Source organism: Pseudomonas sp. LBUM1662, assembly GCF_059695915.1.
This window is the reverse complement of record NZ_CP166793.1, coordinates 5,462,004-5,484,402: the sequence shown is the minus strand read 5'-3', so window position 1 is coordinate 5,484,402 and position 22,399 is coordinate 5,462,004. Positions and strand designations below refer to the sequence as shown.

Annotated in this window: 17 protein-coding genes and 1 pseudogene; 7 read left to right on the top strand and 11 right to left on the bottom strand. The window is 58.3% G+C overall.

All coding sequences use genetic code 11. The features are described from left to right. Positions 1-236 precede the first annotated feature (236 nt). The 7 genes from treP to tadA all read left to right on the top strand — a co-directional run bounded on the left by treP (position 237) and on the right by tadA (position 9,689). The gene (gene treP, locus ACA049_RS24850; protein WP_497330618.1) at positions 237-1,679 is read left to right on the top strand and encodes a PTS system trehalose-specific EIIBC component; all 1,443 of its coding nucleotides are present in this window, start codon (positions 237-239) and stop codon (positions 1,677-1,679) included. A 118-nt stretch (positions 1,680-1,797) separates the two neighbouring features. Continuing rightward, positions 1,798-3,444, top strand: coding sequence for an alpha,alpha-phosphotrehalase (treC, locus tag ACA049_RS24845; protein ID WP_497330616.1), 1,647 nt, complete (start codon positions 1,798-1,800; stop codon positions 3,442-3,444). Positions 3,445-3,551: 107 nt separating this feature from the next. Continuing rightward, a complete protein-coding gene (locus tag ACA049_RS24840; protein WP_497330614.1) occupies positions 3,552-4,775 on the top strand; it encodes a maltoporin in 1,224 nt (407 codons plus the stop codon). A gap of 62 nt (positions 4,776-4,837) precedes the next feature. Continuing rightward, positions 4,838-7,372, top strand: a complete 2,535-nt coding sequence (gene ptsP / locus ACA049_RS24835; protein ID WP_497330612.1) for a phosphoenolpyruvate--protein phosphotransferase — start codon at positions 4,838-4,840, stop codon at positions 7,370-7,372. A gap of 2 nt (positions 7,373-7,374) precedes the next feature. Continuing rightward, positions 7,375-7,662, top strand: a complete 288-nt coding sequence (locus ACA049_RS24830; RefSeq protein WP_497330610.1) for a PTS sugar transporter subunit IIB — start codon at positions 7,375-7,377, stop codon at positions 7,660-7,662. Between the two features lie 153 nt (positions 7,663-7,815). After that, positions 7,816-9,192, top strand: a complete 1,377-nt coding sequence (locus tag ACA049_RS24825; RefSeq protein ID WP_497330608.1) for a multicopper oxidase family protein — start codon at positions 7,816-7,818, stop codon at positions 9,190-9,192. Then, positions 9,192-9,689 (top strand): tRNA adenosine(34) deaminase TadA, encoded by a 498-nt coding sequence (tadA, locus tag ACA049_RS24820; RefSeq protein ID WP_201206415.1) that lies wholly within the window; start codon positions 9,192-9,194, stop codon positions 9,687-9,689. The genes ACA049_RS24825 and tadA overlap by 1 nt, the downstream gene beginning before the upstream one ends. Before the next feature lie 131 nt (positions 9,690-9,820). Here the strand turns inward: tadA and cmoB are convergent, their stop codons facing one another. The 11 genes and pseudogenes from cmoB to ACA049_RS24765 all read right to left on the bottom strand — a co-directional run bounded on the left by cmoB (position 9,821) and on the right by ACA049_RS24765 (position 22,194). Continuing rightward, positions 9,821-10,777 (bottom strand): tRNA 5-methoxyuridine(34)/uridine 5-oxyacetic acid(34) synthase CmoB, encoded by a 957-nt coding sequence (gene cmoB / locus ACA049_RS24815; protein ID WP_497330606.1) that lies wholly within the window; start codon positions 10,775-10,777, stop codon positions 9,821-9,823. Next, positions 10,774-11,553 (bottom strand): carboxy-S-adenosyl-L-methionine synthase CmoA, encoded by a 780-nt coding sequence (cmoA, locus tag ACA049_RS24810; protein ID WP_497330604.1) that lies wholly within the window; start codon positions 11,551-11,553, stop codon positions 10,774-10,776. Before cmoA ends, cmoB begins: the two co-directional genes overlap by 4 nt. Before the next feature lie 181 nt (positions 11,554-11,734). Then, positions 11,735-12,370, bottom strand: coding sequence for a lysoplasmalogenase (locus ACA049_RS24805; RefSeq protein WP_497330602.1), 636 nt, complete (start codon positions 12,368-12,370; stop codon positions 11,735-11,737). 2 nt (positions 12,371-12,372) lie between these two features. Further along, entirely contained in the window at positions 12,373-12,765 is a 393-nt protein-coding gene (locus ACA049_RS24800; protein WP_497330600.1) for a protease inhibitor I42 family protein, read from the bottom strand. 145 nt (positions 12,766-12,910) lie between these two features. Then, entirely contained in the window at positions 12,911-13,336 is a 426-nt protein-coding gene (locus ACA049_RS24795) for a hypothetical protein (RefSeq protein WP_497330598.1), read from the bottom strand. 309 nt (positions 13,337-13,645) lie between these two features. Continuing rightward, positions 13,646-14,107: a hypothetical protein gene (locus tag ACA049_RS24790; protein WP_497330596.1), complete on the bottom strand. Its 462-nt coding sequence runs from the start codon at positions 14,105-14,107 to the stop codon at positions 13,646-13,648. Positions 14,108-14,310: 203 nt separating this feature from the next. Next, the gene (locus ACA049_RS24785; RefSeq protein ID WP_497330594.1) at positions 14,311-14,715 is read right to left on the bottom strand and encodes a hypothetical protein; all 405 of its coding nucleotides are present in this window, start codon (positions 14,713-14,715) and stop codon (positions 14,311-14,313) included. A gap of 164 nt (positions 14,716-14,879) precedes the next feature. After that, positions 14,880-17,297, bottom strand: coding sequence for an endopeptidase La (gene lon, locus ACA049_RS24780; protein WP_497330592.1), 2,418 nt, complete (start codon positions 17,295-17,297; stop codon positions 14,880-14,882). Between the two features lie 270 nt (positions 17,298-17,567). Beyond that, positions 17,568-17,945, bottom strand: coding sequence for a DUF6124 family protein (locus ACA049_RS24775; protein ID WP_497330590.1), 378 nt, complete (start codon positions 17,943-17,945; stop codon positions 17,568-17,570). 469 nt (positions 17,946-18,414) lie between these two features. Next, a pseudogene (locus ACA049_RS24770) lies at positions 18,415-19,668 on the bottom strand (IS3 family transposase). Positions 19,669-19,782: 114 nt separating this feature from the next. Beyond that, positions 19,783-22,194, bottom strand: a complete 2,412-nt coding sequence (locus tag ACA049_RS24765) for a glucose/quinate/shikimate family membrane-bound PQQ-dependent dehydrogenase (protein ID WP_497330588.1) — start codon at positions 22,192-22,194, stop codon at positions 19,783-19,785. Positions 22,195-22,399: the final 205 nt, after the last annotated feature.

Below are 22,399 nucleotides of genomic sequence, written 5' to 3'. Positions count from 1 at the left end.
GGGGATGGCTCTGTGCCGCGATGTGCTCAAGGTTTCGAACCTTAAGGGCAGGGTAGGGGTTTGTCCATGCGGGTTTAGGTTTCATCGTTTCGGAAGGTAGGAATTTTCGCTGGCAGTCGGGTTCCGAATAAACAAAATCAAACTCGTCTGTACGAGTTGTTGCTTTAACTCGTACAGACGAGTACTTTTCGCTTCGGCGTGCTGCCAAAAACAAAAAACTACAGCGGAAGAAAAGCATGAGCCACGACTATCCGAACATCGCCAGCGAGCTGCTGCAAAGCCTCGGGGGCAGCGACAACCTCGAGCAGGCCGCGCACTGCGTCACACGCCTGCGCCTGGCCCTCAAGGACCCGAGCCTGGTCAACAGCGCCACGCTGAACCAGATCGACCTTGTGAAAGGCTCGTTCTTCACCGGCGGCCTGTTCCAGGTGGTCATCGGCCCCGGCGAGGTTGAAAAGGTTTACGCCGAACTGCGCCGTCAAACCGGTCTCGCCGCTTCAACCATCGCCGACGTTAAACAAAAAAGCGCCGACAAGATAAACGCCATGCAGCGTCTGGTGCGGGTGTTTTCCGACGTGTTCATGCCGATCCTGCCGGCGTTGATCATTGCGGGGCTGTTGATGGGCATCAACAACCTGATCGGCGCCAAGGGCATGTTCATCGAGGGCCAGACCCTGCTGGACGCTTACCCGAAACTCGACGGGCTCTGGAGCCTGATCAACCTGATGGCCAACACCTCGTTTGTGTTCCTGCCGGCCCTGGTGGGCTGGTCGGCGGCCAAGCGGTTTGGCGGTAGCGAAATCCTCGGCATCGTGCTCGGTCTGATGCTCGTTCACCCCGATCTGCTCAATGCCTGGAACTATGGAAAGGCTGTTGCGGGTCTCGACGGCCAGAGCCTGCCGTACTTCGACATCCTCGGTTTGTTCCAGATCGAAAAGGTGGGTTACCAAGGGCAGATCCTGCCAATCCTGATGGCGGCCTACGTGATGAGCGTCATCGAGAAATGGCTGCGGGCAAGGGTGCCGAACGCGGTGCAATTGCTGGTGGTGCCGATCACCACCATCGTCGTTACCGGTGTGCTGGCGCTGGCGGTGATTGGTCCGGTGACCCGGCACTTGGGGATTCTCATCACCGAAGGCGTGGTCATGCTGTTCGACCTCGCGCCGATGGTCGGCGGGGCGATCTTCGGGCTGCTCTATGCGCCGCTGGTAATCACCGGCATGCACCACATGTTCCTTGCGGTCGACTTGCAGCTGATCTCCACCCAGGGCGGCACGTTCATCTGGCCGATGATCGTCATGTCCAACCTCGCCCAGGGCAGCGCGGCACTGGCGGTGTTCTACATGACCCGCAATGTGCGCGACAAAAGCATGGCCTCGACCTCGGCGATTTCCGCCTATTTCGGCATCACCGAGCCGGCCATGTTCGGGGTCAACCTGCGCTACAAGTTTCCGTTCTATGCGGCCCTGTGCGGTTCGGCCCTGGGTTGCATTTTCCTGTCGCTGAACAAGGTCCAGGCCTCGGCGATCGGCGTCGGAGGCTTGCCCGGTTTCATCTCGATCATTCCGCAGTTCATTCCGATGTTCGTGATCGGGATGGTCATCGCCATGGTTGTACCGTTTGTTCTGACCTGTGGGTTGAGCATGAAGATTGTCCGGCCGGGGTATCGGGTTGCCTGATAGATCGCATTCGCGGGCAGCCTCGCTCCTACAGGGTTTCGCGTCCAAATGTAGGGGCGAGGCTTGCCCGCGAAGGGGCCCTCAAGGCCAGTACAAAACTTATTGAAGGAATAGCGCCATGCAAGACTGGCAACGTTCGGTGATCTACCAGATCTACCCGAAGAGTTTTCACAGCCACGCCGGCAACCCCACGGGTGATTTGCTCGGCGTCGTGGCCAAGCTCGATTACCTGCACTGGCTGGGTGTCGATTGCCTGTGGATCACGCCGTTCTTGCGCTCGCCCCAGCGCGACAACGGTTACGACATCAGCGACTACTACGCCATCGACCCGAGTTACGGGACCATGGCCGATTGCGAGTTGCTGATCGCCGAGGCCGGCAAGCGCGGGATCAAGCTGATGCTCGATATCGTGGTCAACCACACCTCGATCGAACACACCTGGTTCCAGCAGGCCCGCAGCAGCCTCGACAACCCGTACCGCGATTTCTACATCTGGCGCGATCAGCCAAACAACTGGGAATCCAAGTTCGGCGGTTCGGCCTGGGAATACGAGGCCCAGACCGGTCAGTACTTCCTGCACCTGTTCGATCACACCCAGGCTGACCTGAATTGGGACAACCCGAAAGTACGCGCCGAAGTCTTCAAGATGATGCGTTTCTGGCGCGATAAAGGCGTGGGTGGTTTCCGTCTGGACGTGATCAACCTGATCTCCAAACCGGCGGATTTTCCCGAGGACAACACCGACGGTCGACGCTTCTACACCGACGGCCCGAACGTGCATGAATACTTGCAGCAGATGCACCGCGAAGTCTTCGAAGGTCATGACCTGATCAACGTCGGCGAGATGTCCTCCACCAGTCTGGAACACTGCATTCGCTATTCGAAACCGGACTCGAAAGAACTGTCGATGACCTTCAACTTCCACCACCTCAAGGTTGATTACCCGAACCTGCAGAAGTGGATTCGTGCCGACTTCGACTTCCTCCAGCTCAAGCGCATCCTCTCGGACTGGCAGACCGGCATGCAGGCTGGCGGTGGCTGGAACGCGCTGTTCTGGTGTAACCACGACCAGCCGCGCGTGGTCTCGCGTTTTGGCCATGACGGTGAGCATCGCGTGGTGTCGGCGAAGATGCTCGGCACCGCGCTGCACTTTCTTCAGGGCACGCCATTTGTGTACCAGGGCGAAGAACTGGGCATGACCAATCCGGGGTTCGATCACATCGATCAGTACCGCGACGTCGAGACGCTGAACATCTTTCGGCTCAAGCGCGAAGCCGGTGCGAGCGACGCCGACAACATGGCGGCGATCATGCAGAAATCCCGGGACAACGGCCGTACGCCGATGCACTGGAACGCCGAGCCGAACGCCGGATTCAGCGTTGCCGAACCCTGGATTGGCGTGCCGGCCAACGCGACGCAGATCAACGTTGCGACTCAGCTCGACGACCCGGACTCCGTGCTGCATCACTACCGTCAGTTGATTGCCCTGCGTCGCAGCGAAGCGCTGATCTCCGATGGCGTCTATCGGCAATTGTTGCCGGAACACACGCAAATCTGGGCGTATGTGCGTGAAGGCAATGGCGAACGTTTGCTGGTGCTGAACAACTTCTATGGCGCGCCGTGCGAAGTCGAACTGCCAGAAGACGTGATCAACGAAGCGATGGCTCAGCGTCTGGTCATCAGCAACTACCCGGACTGCCCGCTGCGAAATAGGCAGATTCTTTTAAGGCCCTATGAGTCGTTCGTTTTGCATCTGACCGACTGACCGACCACTAAAACAACACCGATTTAAAAAAACACGCAGAACGCTGCGCGGGGGAGTTTTGCGCGCCGAATTTGCGGAACAACACAATAAAAATAATGGGGTGGTTCTTGAAAACAACACTAAATCGCAGCCTTGCCGTCGCGAGCGTATGCCTGGCGTTGCCATTGTCGGCGCAGGCCCTGGAGTTCGGCGGTTACTTGCGAAGCGGCGTCGGGACATCGGTCAACAGTGGTAAACAGCAGTGTTTCCAACTGCCTGGGGCGCAGACCAAATACCGCTTGGGCAATGAATGTGAGCAATACGCCGAGCTCGAACTGCGTCAGGACCTGTACACCTTGGACGACGGTTCGGTGCTGAGCGTCGACGGTATGGCTTCGCTGTATAACCAGTACGACAAGGACCTGACGTTCAACGGCGATAACGGCTCGGTGCGCCTGCCGCAGCTGTACGCGCAATGGTCGGACATGCCCGGTCTCAACGGCGGCTCGTTGTGGGCCGGTCGGCGTTACTACAAACGGAACGACATCCACATTTCCGATTACTACTACTGGAACCAGAGCGCCACCGGCGGTGGTATCGAGGATGTGCTGATCGGCGATCTGAAATACAGCTACGCCTTCTCGCGCAAGGACAACCTGTACCAGAAGGACTACATCAATCGCCACGATTTCAACGTAGCCGGTTTCAACACCAACCCCGGTGGTGAACTGGAATTCGGCCTGAGTTACATCGACAAACCCGACAGCCGCAACGCACATCACGGTTGGGCAATCACTACACAGCATGTACAAAAAGGTTTTCTGGGCGGCAAGAACAAACTGGCCTTCCAGTACGGTGAAGGCCCCGGCACCGGGTTGGGCTATACCGGTAACGTGAAGCTGGACGACAGCAGCAAAAGCTATCGGGTGGTGGAGTTTTTCGACTGGCAAGTGACACCGCGATTCGGTGGGCAAGTCGAGGCGGTTTACCAGAAAGACATTCGCCCGGACGGTGCCGATCAGAACTGGATTTCCCTGGGGATTCGCCCGGCGTACGCGATCACCGAGCAGTTCAAACTGGTGACCGAATTGGGTCACGATCAGGTCGAAGCCGAGGGCGGTACACGCAAGCTGAGCAAGTTCACTTTCGCCCCGACGTGGTCGCCCAAAGGCCCCGAATTCTGGGCGCGGCCCGAGGTGCGACTGTATTACACCTATGCCAGCTGGAACGAGGCGGCCAAGCGGGCGGCCAATGAACTGGCGGCGGGTTCCGCGTTGTCCGATACCGGCGCCTTCGGCACGGCGCGGCACGGTTCGAATGTCGGATTGCAGGTCGAGTACTGGTGGAAATAAGCGATGCTGTCGGAGCCTCGCGCTCCATCGGCACTTCAAAGAACAAAACAGCAGGTGACGTCATGGCCACACCCCAACAATTGCAACTGCACGCGCCTTTGTCCGGCGTATTGATGCCACTGGACCGCGTGCCCGATCCGGTGTTTTCCAGCCGTGTGATCGGCGATGGCGTGTGCATCGATCCGACTTCAACGACCTTGTGCGCGCCGCTGGCCGGGATTGTCAGCAATGTGCAGGCCAGTGGGCATGCCGTCAGCATCACCGACGAAAATGGCGTGCAGGTGTTGATGCACATCGGCCTCGACACGGTGAACCTGGCAGGCAAGGGGTTCACGCCGTTGGTGGAAGAGGGCCAGCGGGTTGACGTTGGGCAACCGCTGATCGAGTTCGATGTCGATTTTGTTGCATTGAATGCTCGCAGCCTGCTGACGTTGATGTTGGTGGTCAGCGGTGAGCCGTTCACCTGGCTGACCCCGGAAACGGGTCTGGTAGACAGTGGTCAGCCGCTATTGAGTTTGAACCCTGTCGAGCCGTCAACCGATGCATTGGTTCCGGAAGAGGACGAAGCATTGTTTTCCCAGCCGGTGACACTGGCCAACCCGAACGGCTTGCATGCCCGTCCGGCAGCGGTGTTTGCTCAGGCGGCGAAGGGTTTTTCAGCGAGCATTTACCTGCATAAAAGGCAGGAGAGCGCGAACGCGAAATCCCTGGTGGCGATCATGGCGTTGCAGACAGCGCACGGTGATGTCTTGCAAGTCAGCGCCGCCGGCCCGGACGCCGATGTGGCGATCAAGACGCTGACCGAACTGCTGGTGTCTGGTTGCGGTGAAGCGGTGGAGGTCTCGGCGCAGGTCGAGGTGAATGTGATCGAGGCTTCATCGCTGACGGTGTTGCGCGGGGTTTGCGCATCGCCCGGATCGGCGTTTGGCCAAGTGGTGCAGATAGCCGAGCAGAACCTGGACGTGAATGAACTCGGCGCCACACCGCAGGTTGAACGCGATCATCTTTCTCGCGCCTTGGCCGAGGCGCTGGTGGACTTGCAACAGTTGCGTGACAGCGCCATTGGCGACGCGCAGGCAGACATCTTTAAGGCGCATCAGGAACTGCTCGAAGACCCCGGTTTGCTGGAAGTGGCTCATGTGCAGATCAGCGAAGGCAAAAGCGCCGGTTTCGCTTGGCGTACGGCCACCGAGTCGGCTGCCACCTTGTTCAAAAACCTGGGCAATGCCTTGCTCGCGGAGCGGGCGGCGGACCTGGCCGATGTGAGTCAGCGGGTGCTCAAGCTGATCCTCGGTGTACGGGATCAGGCAATGGACCTGCCTGAAGGGGCGATCCTGATCGCCGAACAGCTGACGCCGTCACAGACTGCCGGGCTCCATACCCGAAAGGTGCTGGGTTTCGCCACGGTCGGCGGCGGCGCCACCAGCCACGTCGCGATCCTCGCCAGGGCGTTCGGGTTGCCGGCGATTTGTGGGCTGCCTGTGCAAGTGCTGGCGCTGGTCAACGGCACCCAGGTGCTGCTTGACGCCGACAAGGGCGAACTGCAGCTGGATCCTGATTTGCAGGCCATCGAACAGCTGCAAGCCAGGCGGCAGCTGCAACAGCAACGCCAGCAGCATGAGCTGGCGCACGCAGCACAGGCCGCCTGCACCCGCGACGGTCATCATTTTGAAGTGACGGCCAACATCGCTTCACTGGCTGAAGCCGAGCAGTCCATTGCTCTGGGAGGCGAGGGCGTCGGTTTGTTGCGTTCGGAGTTTCTTTATCTGGATCGCAACCATGCGCCGAGCCATGACGAGCAGGCGACCACCTACAGCGCCATCGCCAAGGCTCTCGGGTCGACGCGCAATCTGGTGGTGCGCACCCTGGATGTTGGCGGCGACAAACCGCTGGCGTATGTGCCGATGGACAGCGAAACCAACCCTTTCCTGGGCATGCGCGGGATTCGTTTGTGCCTGGAACGTCCACAGCTGTTGCGCGATCAGTTCAAGGCCATCCTGAGCAGCGCCGGGCTGGCGAGGCTGCACATCATGTTGCCGATGGTCACGCAGCTTTCCGAGTTGCGCCTGGCCCGGCAACTGCTGGAAGAAGAGGCGCAGGCATTGGGCCTCACGGCATTGCCCAAACTGGGCATCATGATCGAAGTGCCGGCGGCGGCGCTGATGGCTGATCTGTTTGCGCCCGAGGTGGATTTCTTCTCCATCGGCACCAACGACCTTACGCAATACACCCTGGCGATGGATCGCGATCACCCGCGTCTGGCCAGTCAGGCCGACAGCTTTCATCCTGCGGTTCTGCGCTTGATTGCCAGCACCGTGAAGGCTGCGCATGCCCACGGCAAGTGGGTCGGTGTGTGTGGCGCCATGGCCTCCGAGACGCTGGCTGTGCCGCTGCTGCTGGGACTTGGGGTGGATGAACTGTCAGTGAGCGTGCCGTTGATTCCGGCGATCAAGGCAGCGGTTCGCGAAGTTGACCTGGTGGACTGCCAGGCCATCGCCCAACAGGTCCTGGGCCTGGAAAGTGCCGGGCAGGTGCGCGAGGCGTTGCGGCTGTATCACGAGGCAACGGTCGATACTTCACTGGTTCTGGAGAACTGAACATGTTCGAGAAAATGCAGCGGGCGTTCTGGAAAGCGTTGACGCCGGATCTGGTGGTGGACGAGCCGAAGGCGGTTGCTCAACCTGTTTGCGGGCTGGCGCCGGATGTCGTTGCCGCGCTGGGCGGTGTGGATAACCTCAAGTCGCAGCAACCAGTGGCGTTGACTCGGGTGCGGGTGGAATTGCGGGATGTGGCGCGGATGGATCGGCAGGCATTGAATGTGGCTGGGGTGCCGGGCGTGATGGTGCTGGATGACGGCGTGGTGCATCTGATCACTGGCCTCGCATAATGATCGTTCCCACGCAGAGCGTTGGAGCGATCGCAGCTGCTGCGGCTGCGGCCATCCGCCGCCCCACCCTTACTGTTTCTCAACCGCAGGTGTATCGTATTCGCCTTTTACAGGCCCTCGGGCCTGTCGCTGATACGTGAGGTAGTTGAGTTCATGTCCTTTACCCGTCGCCAAATCCTCGGTGGCCTGGCCGGTCTTGTTGTCGTTGGTGTCGGAGCGGGGGGCGCGTCGCGGTACTGGCTGGGCAAGATGGCTGACGCTGACGCCGGCCACGACTATGAGCTGATCGCGGCACCGCTGGACGTCGAACTGGTGGCCGGGCACAAGACCCCCGCCTGGGCCTTCGGTCCGTCGGCGCCGGGCACTGAACTGCGGGTGCGTCAGGGTGAATGGCTGCGGGTGCGCTTCATCAACCATCTGCCGGTGGCGACCACCATTCACTGGCACGGCATCCGCCTGCCTCTGGAAATGGACGGCGTGCCCTACGTATCGCAGCTTCCGGTATTGCCGGGCGAATACTTCGACTACAAATTCCGCGTACCGGACGCCGGCAGCTACTGGTATCACCCGCACGTGAACAGCAGCGAAGAGCTCGGTCGTGGCCTTGTTGGCCCGCTGATTATCGAAGAGCGCGAGCCGACCGGTTTCAAGTACGAAAAAACCCTGAGTCTCAAGAGCTGGCACGTCGATGAAGAGGGCGCTTTCGTAGCGTTCAGCATTCCGCGCGAAGCCGCCCGTGGCGGCACGGCGGGACGCCTGTCGACCATCAACGGTGTCTCGCAAGCGGTGATCGACTTGCCCGCCGGGCAAATCACCCGCGTGCGCTTGCTCAACCTCGATAACACGCTGACTTATCGCCTCAACATTCCTGGCGTCGAAGCGCAGATCTACGCGCTGGACGGCAATCCCGTGGAACCGCGCCCCATGGGCAAGGAATACTGGCTCGGCCCGGGCATGCGCATCTGCCTGGCGATCAAGGCGCCACCCGCCGGTGAGGAATTGTCCCTGCGCAATGGCCCGGTTCGCCTGGGCACGTTGCGCTCGGTAGCGAATACCGATGCACCCACCGAATGGCCGCCCGCGCTGCCCGCCAACCCGGTGGCAGAACCCGACCTGGCCAATGCCGAGAAACTCAACTTCAATTTCGAATGGGTAGGTTCAGTGTCGGTCAACGTCGACAACGGCAAGCCGCCGAGCCTGTGGCAGATCAACGGTAAAGCCTGGGACATCACGGACAAGACCTGCGCCGACCGCCCGATTGCCAAGCTCGAGAAGGGCAAGAGCTACATTTTCGAATTGAAGAACATGACTCAGTATCAGCACCCGATTCACCTGCACGGCATGAGTTTCAAGGTCATCGCCTCGAACCGGCACAAGGTCATCCCGTACTTCACCGACACTTACCTGCTGGGCAAAAACGAGCGTGCGCAAGTCGCGTTGGTGGCGGATAACCCCGGCGTGTGGATGTTCCATTGCCATGTGATCGACCACATGGAAACCGGCCTGATGGCCGCGATCGAGGTGGCCTGATGCGTCAGATTCGTCCCGCCGCGATCATCGACCGCAGCCGCGACCGCGACTTCATGCGCGAAGCCCTGACCCTGGCCGCACAGGGCGCGGCGCTGGGTGAAGTGCCCGTGGGCGCGGTGCTGGTGCAGGACGGCGAGATCATCGGTCGCGGCTTCAACTGCCCGATCAGCGGCAACGACCCGAGCGCCCATGCCGAGATGGTTGCGATCCGCGCCGCGGCGTTGGCCGCCAGCAACTATCGCCTGCCGGGCAGCACGCTGTACGTGACCCTTGAGCCGTGCAGCATGTGCGCCGGGCTGATCGTGCATTCGCGGATTGCGCGGGTGGTGTACGGGGCGCTGGAGCCGAAAGCGGGGATTGTGCAGAGTCAGGGGCAGTTTTTTACCCAGGGCTTCTTGAATCACCGGGTGTTGTTTGAGGGCGGGGTGTTGGCCGAGGAGTGCGGGGCTGTACTCAGCGAATTCTTCAAGGCCCGCCGCGCAAAACCAGCAGACTGAACGCCGACCCCTGTGGGAGCGGGCTTGCTCGCGAATGCGGTGGGTCAGCCGATATTCATGTCGGCTGACACTCCCTCTTCGCGAGCAAGCCCGCTCCCACATTTGATCTGTATTGGCAGGGAGATTGGGTTCTATTTGCGGGCAACGATGACCGCACGCATCGGCGCCGGCAGCCCTTCAATCGTCTTGCTGTGATCTTCCGGGTCAAGGAAATCGCTCAACGACTGATACTTCATCCACTCCGTCCCACGCTGTTCCTCGACCGTGGTCACACTCACATCGACGCAGCGGACATCCGTAAACCCGGCCCGACGCAACCACAATTCCAGCGCCGGCACCGACGGCAGGAACCACACGTTACGCATCTGCGCATACCGGTCTTCCGGCACCAGCACCTGCTGCTGATCGCCTTCGATCACCAGCGTCTCCAGCACCAGTTCACCGCCCTTGACCAGGCAATCCTTCAGCGCCAGCAAATGCTCGATCGGCGAACGACGGTGGTAGAACACGCCCATGGAAAACACCGTGTCGAAGCCTTCCATGTTCGGTGGCAGGTCTTCGAACGGGAATGGCAGGTGCCAGGCATTGGGCTCGGACAGGTAACGCTGCACCGCCTGGAACTGGCAGAAAAACAGCCAGTTCGGGTCTACACCGATCACGCTGTCCGCACCGGCACCGAGCATGCGCCACATGTAGTAACCATTGCCGCAACCCACATCGAGGATGCGTTTGCCCTTCAGGTCCAGGTGCGGTGCTACCCGCGACCACTTCCAGTCCGATCGCCATTCAGTGTCGACGTGCACGCCGAACAGGTCGAACGGCCCCTTGCGCCATGGCGATAAACCCATCAGCGCGGTACGCATTTGCGCACGGGTTTCGTCATCGCAGTCAGTGTCCAGCGTCAGGCCATTGAGCAAGTCGACTTCACTCGGCTGAATCTTCGGCAAGGCATCCAGCGCACTTTGCCAGCGCTCCAGGTCGCCGTGACCCTTTTCCATTTTCTTGTCGAGTTGCGCTTGCAGGGTGTTGGCCCAGTCGGCCAGCGGTGTGCCGGCCAGACGGCGGGCGAGGGGGGACAGATCAATCATGGCAAGGCAATCAACGAGGCAAAGTTAAGACACTGGAACCACGGCACGACTTTCGAGAACCCGGCGGCCAACAGGCGCTCGCGGTGTTCTTCGAGGCTGTCGGGCTTCATGACGTTTTCGATGGCGCTGCGCTTCTGGGCGATTTCCAGCTCGCTGTAGCCGTTGGCGCGTTTGAACGCGACATGCAGGTCGGTGAGCAGAGCATGCTCTTCAGGATCGTTGAAGCGCAGTTTCTCCGACAGAATCAGCGCGCCACCGGGCAGCAGCGATTGGCGGATACGTGTGAGTAACGCAGTGCGCTGGTCCGGGGCGATGAATTGCAGAGTGAAGTTCAGCGCCACCACCGAGGCGGGCTGAAACTCAAGGGCGAGGATGTCGCCCTCGATCACTTCCACGGGCAGCAACTCCTGGAACATCGAGTCCTGACCGTTGAGGTATTCGCGGCAGCGTTCGACCATCGCCGCGGAGTTATCCACAGCGATGACGCGGCAACCGTCGGTGCGCACGTGACGGCGCAACGCCTGAGTCACGGCGCCTAGGGACGAGCCGAGGTCGTAGAGCACGCTGTTGGGCTGGGCGAATTGCGCGGCGAGCACGCCGAGGTTTTCGACGATGGTCGGATAACCCGGCACCGAGCGCTTGATCATGTCCGGGAACACCCGCACCACGTCCTCGTTAAAGGCGAAGTCAGGCACCTGGGCCAAAGGCTGGGCGAAAAGGCGATCGGGGTCTTTGCTCACGGCGGTTCCGGCGGCGTAGGTGGAAAAGGCCGGCATTTTAGCCAAATTGACGGGGGGATGCGCGGGTTGTCTGATAAACCGCCGGCAGGATCCGAGGTCTGCGTGTTCAGTCATACCGCTTTCGCGAGCAAGCCCGCTCCCACAGTGGTTCTGAGTCGGACACAAGAAATGTGTTCAGCCCGGATCAAATGTGGGAGCGGGCTTGCTCGCGAAGGATTCAGCGCGATTTCTGAGCGAACGCCGAAGCGGCAATCCCCCATTGCCCCAGCCAGTAACTGAGGATGATCACGTAAGGCGCCGCATCGAACGGCATGACAAAGCGACTAATGCCAATCACGCTGTCGGAAAACACAAACGCCACCGCACCGGCCGCCGCCAGCAAAGCCGAGCGTTTGGGCACTTCGGTTCCGAGCCGGGCCAGTGCGCGCCAGAGCATCGCACTGATGGCCAAACCGTAGACAATCACCGGGATCAACAACGGGCCCAGGCCATGGGAAATCAAGATCCCCAGCAATATTGCGCCGACGCCCAACGCAATCACCAGCGGCAACAACGCCAACCGGCGGCAATCGCTCAAGTAAGCCTTCAGATACGCCAGGTGGGCGACCAAAAAAGCCCCAAGCCCAAACACAAACAGATCCCCCGGCCACGCCAGCAACACATCGCCAAGCAGCGAGAAAATCAATCCAAGGCTGATCCAGCGTCGATATTCGCTGGGTGGTGCGTCGTGCAACCAACCGAGCAAAGCCAACACCGGCAACGGCTTGACCAGCAGACAGAGCAACGCGGCGTGCACGCTCAAACCATACAGAAAGGTCACCGCGCCCATCAGCGCCAGAATCAGCCAGCCCACGATCAGTTAACCGCGATCGCGCAGTCGAAGGTTTTCACCGCGGGCACTTCCGGTGCCCATGGCTGTGAATAGGTCAGGCGCAAGCGGCCCGTACCGGCGGCGAACGCCTGAAAGCGCCAGGTCGAAAGGCCGGCGCTGCCGACGATCCCGGCGTCTTCCGGGTTGCTGTACACCTCGGGACTGAGTGCATGCAGCACGCCGCCGGCCGAATCCTGGATCGCCCAGCGATAACCCGTGGTCGGGTTGCTTGGCAGGGTCAGGATCAGGTTTTGTCCACTGCGCATTTGCACCGGGCACTCGCTTTGTTTTTCCACCGTCACGTTCTGTTTCGGTTGCGTGGCGCAGGCGGCCAGCAGGGAGAGGGCGAGGGGGACAAGCAGGCGAATGAGGGACATAAGGTCAGAGGCTCCGGCGTTCACGACGAACGGCGAGCATAACTGAAGATGAGACAAAGTGTGACAGTCTTTCTAGAGGGATACTTCTAAGTCGCAAGTTGGCTACAGTAGCCAACTTTTCCGTATTGAATGAAGCAAAGAGAAACTATTTTGCTGTGTTTGTACTACTTTGAGTGAGGTCGAAACTGCCTAAAATGTCGATTTCGCGATTATCCATTATGTTTTTCAGGCATGTGTGGAATGACATTGTGAAGCGCTTTATTTGGTGGTCAAAGTTAACCGTGCATTCGCCACTGATTATTTTTGCCTTGATGCGTGTATGGTCTTTATAGTCGATGAAATACATTTCATGAATGCCGGCAGGGTAAATATGTTTTCCGTTGGTTATACCCGGTTTCATAGTGAAATAGACAGTTCGAGACTCGTCAGGGATATTGGGGTTTTCTATCGCTGAAAAATGATTGAAGCCATTGATGTCTTCAAAGACATGAATATAGTCTGGTTTGGAGAAATCTGGTTCGAGGCTGATTTTTGCGATGAAGTCGCCTTCGGTACTTGTAATTGTAGTCATATCAATTCCTTTGTATTTAGAATTTGCATCGCAGAAAATTTCGTCGATGATCGTTCCAAACAGTATTTGAAGGAGTTGAAGGTGGATACTGTAAGAGTTAACAGATTGTTATATCGTTTGGCTATATGTTCTATTTTCTTATTCTATTTAAGTGGGAGCTGCCGAACGATGCTCGGCAGCTGATTTGGGAGCATCACTGAAGATGAGACAAAGTGTGGCGGTGCCTGCGCGGATGACCTTCAGATAATCCTTTACACGCCTGTCGGCACTTTACCGGTAACAGTGGTGCGCGCAGGCAGGCGCTGGAGCCTAAAGAGCCATCGACTGGTCGGTGATAAAAATATGCCCTCTGCCAGTCAGTTCACGTGTTTCATTGTTATCACTTCTCTTGGCCAGAATTTTGAACTCGATCACGTTGTACCGACGTTTGTCTGGCGTTATTTCCATTGTTTCAATGGTGCCGGTGTAGTTGATGATTTCGAAATCATAGGGGTATTGCTCTGTTTTTGTGGTGAAGGCTTCCGAGTACGCAGTGATACGGGGCTCTCCGTCGGTTGAGAAGATAAAAGTCAGCGTTCTTTCGCTGGAAAGGCCTTTGTCTTTATAAAAACTGATAAGAAAACCTGGCCTGAATTGATCGTGCAAATAACTTATGGCAGTGGTGGTAAAGGTTGTCATCGGTAAGGGGGAGGTTGCGTTTGTAATATCTTTTGTTTCAACGGTTAGTTGACCGTCAACTAAAACCCCGTCAATTGAATTTGTGTTCGCCATAAGTCACTTCCATAGAAAGGTGAAAACCGAAATGGAAGTGTGTTGAGAAAATCATGGAGAGGTAACTGTCAGGAATGACAGTTTTTTAGTCTTTTTTGTTTTATAGGTGGTTCTGCTTATAACTAAATTCGCCCACTGCCCAAGTCGGTCAGGCAGTGGCGAATGTGAGTAATTTAAAAGCAGTCATACGATATGCAGCGAGCTTAACTCATGAGGTATTCGACGTTCCCGGAAATCTCAAAAGGTTCGCCATTTCTTGTTTCTGATACCTTAAATTTCATTTTGAATAGCTTTGTCGTCTCATTGATATCAATGATGAAATCGCCTTTAGAAAAAACTCGTCTTACTGGTTTTCCGTCAACTTTACAATCGAATATAAGGTTGGAAATGATAAAGTAATTCTTGCTATTGTCCCTTTCCAGCATGACTAAAATTCTTCGTCCATTTTCACTTCCGTAATTACCCATAAATGCATCAACATCCAGATAGTTTTGATCGTCTGAAGTGTACAGGACGTGCAGTGAGTCTGCGGTGAAGTCGTCTTGATGCTGGATTTTTGCTGTAAAAAGGTTTGTTGTAGAGTGTTCTTGCGTAAATTGGCTTGTCATTTTTTGCTACCTTAATATGCGTAATGGAGCCTCTATGCTCCAGCACATAACTTAAGGTCGCAACTGTCAGTTCTTACAGGTTTTTATATTGGTTAGAAATAATGTTTAGTGTCTTTTGGCATATCGTGATGGATACATTAGTACCGATCACGATAGGTGAGCTTTCAGAACAATATCTTTGCCACATCCGCAAATCGCTTGGCAAAGTGCACGGTTATCCCTTCCTTCAGATAATCCGGCAGTTCATCAAAGCTCCCACGGTTTGGCTCCGGCAGGATCAATTCAAAGATCTTCTGCCGCCGCGCCGCGATCACTTTCTCGCGCACCCCGCCAATCGGCAGTACATGCCCGGTCAGTGTCAGTTCGCCGGTCATGGCGATGCCTTTTTTCGGCGCCTGGTTGCGGGCGAGAGAGAGCAGGGCGCTGGCCATGGTCACACCGGCGCTTGGGCCGTCTTTCGGGGTGGCGCCTTCCGGGACGTGAAGGTGGACGAAGGCTTCGTCGAAGAACTTCGGATCGCCGCCAAACGACTTCAGGTTTGAACTGACGTAGCTGTAGGCGATTTCCGCCGACTCTTTCATCACGTCGCCCAATTGCCCGGTGAGTTTGAAACCACGGTTCAAGGTGTGAATGCGCGTGGCTTCGATCGGCAAGGTCGCGCCGCCCATGCTGGTCCAGGCCAGGCCTGTGATGACGCCGGTGCCGGACAGCACTTGTTCGTTGCGGAACACCGGATGGCCGAGTGAGGCTTCGAGGTCTTTCGGGCCGATTTTGATCACCGCTTTCGGCTCGTCGATCAATTTCACCACGGCTTTGCGCACCAGTTTGCCCAGTTCTTTTTCCAGGTGACGCACCCCGGCTTCACGGGCATAACCGTCGATCAAGGCTTTCAAGGCGCTGTCGCTGATGCTCAGGCTGCCTTTGGACACGCCAGCCTTCTCAAGTTGCTTGGGCCACAGGTGGCGCTTGGCGATGGCGATTTTTTCTTCGGTGATGTAACCCGACAGGCGAATCACTTCCATCCGGTCCAGCAACGGGCCGGGGATCGAATCCAGGGTGTTGGCGGTGCAGACGAACAGCACTTTCGACAGGTCGAGGCGCAGGTCCAGATAGTGGTCGAGGAATTCGACGTTCTGTTCCGGGTCGAGTGTTTCCAGCAGCGCCGAGGCCGGGTCGCCCTGGTAGCTTTGGCCCATCTTGTCGATTTCGTCGAGCATGATCACCGGGTTCATCACTTCGACGTCTTTCAACGCCTGCACGAGTTTGCCCGGTTGCGCGCCGATGTAGGTGCGGCGGTGGCCCTTGATCTCGGCTTCGTCACGCATGCCGCCGAGGCTGAAGCGGTAGAACGGCCGGCCGAGGGACTCGGCGATGGATTTGCCGACGCTGGTTTTACCCACGCCCGGCGGGCCGACCAGCAAGACGATGGAGCCGCTGATCTCGCCTTTATAGGCACCGACCGCAAGGAATTCGAGGATGCGATCCTTGATGTCGTCGAGGCCGGCGTGGTGCTTGTCCAGCACCTTGCGCGCGTGCTTGAGGTCGAGTTTGTCCTCGCCGTAGACGCCCCACGGCACCGAGGTCGCCCAGTCGAGGTAGTTGCGGGTGACCGCGTACTCCGGCGAACCGGTCTCGAGGATCGACAGCTTGTTCATTTCCTCTTCGATGCGCTTCTGCGCCTGCGCCGACAGGACTTTGCCTTTTAGTCGCTGTTCGAACTGCTCGATGTCGGCGCTGCGGTCGTCTTTGGTCAGCCCCAGCTCTTGCTGAATGACCTTGAGTTGTTCCTTGAGGAAAAACTCGCGCTGATGCTCGCCGATCTTGCGGTTAACTTCGGCGGAAATTTCTTTTTGCAGGCGCGCGACCTCGACTTCCTTGCGCAGCATCGGCAGGACTTTTTCCATGCGCTTGAGCATGGGCACGCAGTCGAGCACTTCTTGCAGCTCGCTGCCGGTGGCCGAAGTCAGTGCGGCGGCGAAGTCGGTCAGCGGCGACGGATCGTTGGGGCTGAAGCGGTTGAGGTAGTTTTTCAGCTCTTCGCTGTACAGCGGGTTGAGCGGCAGCAGTTCTTTGATCGCGTTGATCAACGCCATGCCGTAGGCCTTGACCTCATCGGTCGGCTCGGTGGGCTGGTGCGGGTATTCAACTTCGACCAGGTACGGTGGGCGGTGGTGCTTGAGCCAGGTGCGGATGCGCACGCGGGTCAAGCCTTGGGCGACGAATTGCAGCTTGCCGTTTTCGCGACTGGCGTGGTGCACCTTGACCAGCGTGCCGTACAGCGGCAGGGCCGAGGTATCGAAATGGCGCGGATCTTCCTGGGGCGTGTCCATGTAGAACAGGGCCAGGGAGTGGTGATCGGATTTGCTGACGAGATCGAGGGTTTCGGCCCACGGTTCTTCATTGACGATGACCGGCAGCACTTGGGCCGGGAAGAACGGGCGGTTGTGAATCGGGATGATGTAGACCTTGTCCGGCAGGTTCTGGCCGGGCAGGGCGAGGCCTTTGCCGGTGGAATGGTGTTCGGCGTTCTCTGGGTCGGCGTAGTCGCTCGGGTCTTCGGGGAATTCTTGCTGGTCGCTCATGGGGCACCTGCGCAATGGGGTATGGGTCTTAGATGGGGCAGGTGGGGGGTGGTTTCAATGGGGCGGGATATTTCTGGGTGTGTGTTCAGGGATTTGACAGATTTGATTCGGGGGCCGACGCGATGTCAGAGCCGTGTCGGATCAGTGTAGGAGCTGTCGAGTGAAACGAGGCTGCGATCTTTTGATCTTGATTTTCTGCTTATCAGAAGCGCTGAAGATCAAGATCAAAAGATCGCAGCCTCGTTTCACTCGACAGCTCCTACAGGGGGATTAGCTGTGTGGTTGAGGTTTTGGTATGGCGACGTTATCGAGCATCCGGTTTGCGGCCAGTTCGGCGAGCATGACTATCTGCTGGATCGCCATTGCCTTGTGCCGGTGCGGGCCTTCCAGATAGTCCGCGAAATCACTCGCCATCACACTGGCCTGGGCCAATGACTCGCAGGTGTGGGCCAGCAGGTCTTCGTCTTTGATGTCCGGTGCGATCAAAAACATGGTGCTGGGTTTGCGCATGGCAGGGGATTTGAGGGCGGCGGGGTTGAGGTAGTGATCCAGCGCGCGCTCGGCGGCGTCGTTGAGTTTTTTGGAATCGAGGGATTCGTAGGGGGAAACGTCGTCGGTTTGCGGGGGATTCGGGGTTTCTTTGAACATGGTGAAGCTCCAAGTAAGTAATGGAGCCGCCACTGATCGCCGCGACGCGATGGTAGGTGGCAGCTGTACGCAGGTTCGCGGACCGAGCTACTTGGAAACCCGGCATACCCGAAGGTATCCCGCGCACAGCCACCATAAGACCAAACGACAAGCGCTGAAGGTTGGTCGGTTGAGGCGGGTGATTATGCACCAAGTAAGCTGATTCAGGCCGCGACGCCTGGTCGCTGATATTCAGCGACACCCAAAGCCTATCCTCCCAACTTCCGACACGACAACCGATAGAACCTGTCGGAATCCTCCTCCAGAACCGCGACGGCTGTAGGACGTACGCACAGTTTCTTCAGGCCAACCGAGGTCAAATGTGGGAGCGGGCTTGCTCGCGAAGGCTGTTTAACATTCAACATAGAAGTTGTCTGAAACACCGCTTTCGCGAGCAAGCCCGCTCCCACATTTTTGATTTGCAGCGTGTCTAGTCCTGAAATAGGTTTACACCTATTTCACCCCAACGCCCGATGCACCGCATCGGGCGTTTTGTATTTCAAAGACTGGTGCGGCCGCTCGCGGTTGTAGATCGATATCGACTCACCCACCATCTTTTTCGCCTGCATTAAATCCTGTGGTCGCTGAAGCAGAAGCTCCGTCTTCAAGATCCCGTTGACACGCTCTGCCAAGGCGTTTTGGTAGCAGTCATAGCCGTCCGTCATCGAACACCGGATGCCGTGTTTTGCGTGCAGTTCCTGGTACATACCCGAGCAATACTGACTGCCTCTGTCTGAGTGATGCACCAGCGGCTGCACGGTTTGACGCTGACTCACTGCTCGACGCAGCGCATGCGCTACCGATTCGGTGTGCAGACTTTCATGGACGTGATAGCCCACGATCTTTCGCGAAAAAGCATCTGTCACAAGGCTCAGATAGGCCACACCTTCCTGAGTGGGAAGATAGGTGATGTCAGCTACCCAGACTTGCTCAGGGCCGCTTGGAACAACCTGATCAGGACCCGGTTTGAGCAGGTTTGGATGGCGCCGAAAGCGATGATGGCTGTCAGTCGTCTTGTGATACGCCCGCTTGCGGGCCACCAATAAACGCCTCTCGCGCAGAATTGAAAACAGTCGGTCTCGACCCACTTGCAGCTCATGCTGCGGCTGGCAATGCAGCAAATAATGCAGCTTTCGGGTGCCCAGCCGCGGCTGCCGCTGACGTTTTTGCTGAACAAAATCGGCAACTTTCTGATCCAGAACCAGACGAGCAGCATCGGTGCGATTGCGTTTGTAGTAAGCCTGTCGGCTTATCCCCATGAACTGGCAAGCCCTGCTGATGCTCAGGTTTTGGATTCGTTTTTGCGCGAGGACTTGCCGGGACGCTTTTTTACGACAGAGAGACCGTAGTCATTTTTCAAGACATCGACGACCGCCTCGAAAAACTGCGCTTTCTGATTGGACAGCGCCAACTGTTCTTCAAGCTCTTTGATGCGTTGCTCTGGCGTTAATGGTCGGTTTTTGTCGGGCATAGACCCCATCCTCGGCGAGCCAATGTATGTGCCTGGGCTCCAATCTTGCCGACCATGCTTGCGCAACCACGTCAGAACGGTCGTTTTGCCTTGAATCCCGTAGCGCTCCTGAGCCTCTTTATAACTCAGCTCGCCTTTTTCGACCTGGTCGACGACCGACAATTTAAAAGTCAGCGTGTAGTCTCGCTGACTACGCCTTTTTGCTGATTCCATTACTCCCTCCTGAAAATAGATCAGAAGGTGTAAACCTTATTCAGGACGGGACAGCGATGTAAAAAAAGGCGACCCCCTCGCAGGAGTCGCCTTTCCTTTAACCGCCGCTAAACCTTACTCGGACAGTTTGTACGCAATCACATAGTCACCTTGCTTGGTGCCCAGCGACCCGTGACCGCCAGCTACGACGAGCACGTATTGCTTGCCGTCCTTGCCGGTGTAAGTCATCGGTGTGGTCTGTGCGCCTGCTGGCAGGCGACCTTCCCACAACTGCTTGCCGTTTTTCACGTCGTAGGCGCGCAGGTATTGGTCGAGGGTGCCGCTCAGGAAGCCAACACCACCGGCAGTGGTGAACGTGCCGCCCAGGCTAGGCACGCCCATGCTCAGCGGGATCGGAACCGGCGAGCTGTCGCGCACGGTGCCGTTTTTGTGTTTCCAGATGGTTTTGTGGGTGGTCAGGTCGACTGCAGCCACATAACCCCACGCTGGCGCCTGGCACGGCAGGCCCATTGGCGAGAGCAGCGCTTCGAGGACGACGCCGTACGGCGCGCCTTTGTTCGGCTGCACGCCTTCGGTTTCGCTTTTGCGCGGGCCTTGGGCAGCGATTTCGGCGGCCGGGATCATTTTCGATTTGAACGCCATGTAGCTCGGGTTCACGAAGGCAATCTGACGCACCGGGTCAACCGAGATGCCGCCCCAGTCGAACACACCAAAGTTGCCTGGGTAAACGATCGAACCCTGCAGTGATGGCGGCGTGAACGGGCCGTCGTAGCGCATGGATTTGAAGTCGATCCGGCAGATCAGTTGGTCGAACGGGGTCACGCCCCACATGTCGCGCTCTTGCAGCGGCGGCGGCATCAGGTTGAGGTCGGACTTCGGTTGGGTTGGCGAGGTGTGATCACCTTCGACAGCGCCTTGTGGCACCGGCACTTCGTTGATCGGCACGATCGGCTTGCCGGTGCTGCGGTCCAGCACGTAGATGCTGCCTTGCTTGGTGGATGCGAGTACCGCTGGCTTCACGCCGTCTGCGGTTTTCAGGTCCATCAGGGTTGGCTGGCCACCGACGTCCATGTCCCACAGGTCATGGTGGGTGAACTGCATGTGCCAGCGCACCTGGCCGGTTGCGATGTCGAGGGCGGTCAGGCCGGCGGCGTGCAGTTCCGATTCAGGGGTGCGTTCGCCACCGAACTGGTCCGGGGTCTGGTTGCCCATCGGCAGGTAGAGCATGCCGAGTTTTTCGTCGACCGCGAACATGGACCACATGTTCGGCGAGTTGCGGGTGTAGACCTGGCCTTCGGCAATCGGCGTGGTGTCGTCCGGGTTGCCGCTGTCCCAGTTCCACACCAGTTTGCCGGTGTGCACGTCGAACGCGCGGATCACGCCGCTAGGCTCGTCGGTGGAAACGTTGTCGGTGACGTGACCGCCAATCACCACCAGATCCTTGGTGACCGCTGGAGGCGAGGTGGAATAGTAACCGCCGGCGTTGAAGCCGCCGATGTTGGCGGTGAGGTCGACCTGGCCATTGTTGCCGAAGTCTTCACACATCTTGCCGGTGTCGGCGTCGAGGGCGATCAGGCGGGTGTCGGCAGTCGGCAGGAAGATCCGGCGCGGGCAGACCGTGCTGACCGGCGCAGGGCTGGCGGTGCCGGCCGGGCTTTGCTCGGACGCGTAGGCGGCGTCATCGTGATAGGTCACGCCACGGCAGGTCATGTGCGCCCAACCCTTGAAGTTCGCCGCGTTTTGCGTAGAGAGCTTCGGATCGAAACGCCAGATTTCCTTGCCGGTGTCCGGGTCGAGGGCGATCACCTGGCTGTGCGGCGTGCAGACGTAGAGCATGCCGTTGACTTTCAGCGGGGTGTTTTCGGCCGTTGTTTCACCCGGGTCGTTCGGCCCTGGCAGGTCGCCGGTGCGGTAGGTCCAGGCTGGAACCAGTTTGTTCACGTTCTGCGGAGTGATTTGCGCCAGTGGCGAGTAACGATCGCCGTGGGCGCTGCGGCCGTAGGAATTCCAGTCACCGTCGGGCATGGCCGGGGCGGTGTTGGTCATGCCCGGCACGCTGTCGCGGTCCAGTTCGCCTTTGATTTCACCGGGGTTGGTGAACTGGCTGGCCAGTGCAGTAACGCCCGCCAGCACCACAGCCACGCTCAACGCGCCAGTGCCCATCGGCGCAGGGCCGGTGATCAGCAGCGGACGGCGGAACCACGGCAGCAACATGACGAGGCCCAGCGCAAACAGCATCGCCAGACGCGGCACCAGTTGCCACCAGTCGAGGCCGACTTCCCACAAGGCCCACACGGTACTGGCGAACAGCACCAGTGCGTAAAGGCCCAGCGCAGCGCGGCGAGCCAGGATCAGCAGCACGCCGGTCAGCGTCAGGCCGATACCGGCCAGCAGGTAATACAGCGAGCCGCCGAGCATACTCAGCTTGATCCCGCCGGCCAGCATGGCCAGGCCCATTAGCAGAAGCAGGATGCCGAGCAGGGTCGGCAACAGACGGCTTCGACTCAAAGCACCATCAGTGCTCATAGTGTGGTTCTCCGTGACGTTTCAAGTTGTCCCGCGCAAGTTCACTGTAGATGACGATCCTGTGCGGGCATGGTTCATATAAAAAACGGTTGGACGCCGCATTCCCTTGTAGGAGCGAGGCTTGCCCGCGAAGAGGCCATCACGTTCAACATTGATGGTGGCTGACACGCAGCCTTCGCGGGCAAGCCTCGCTCCTACAGGGTTT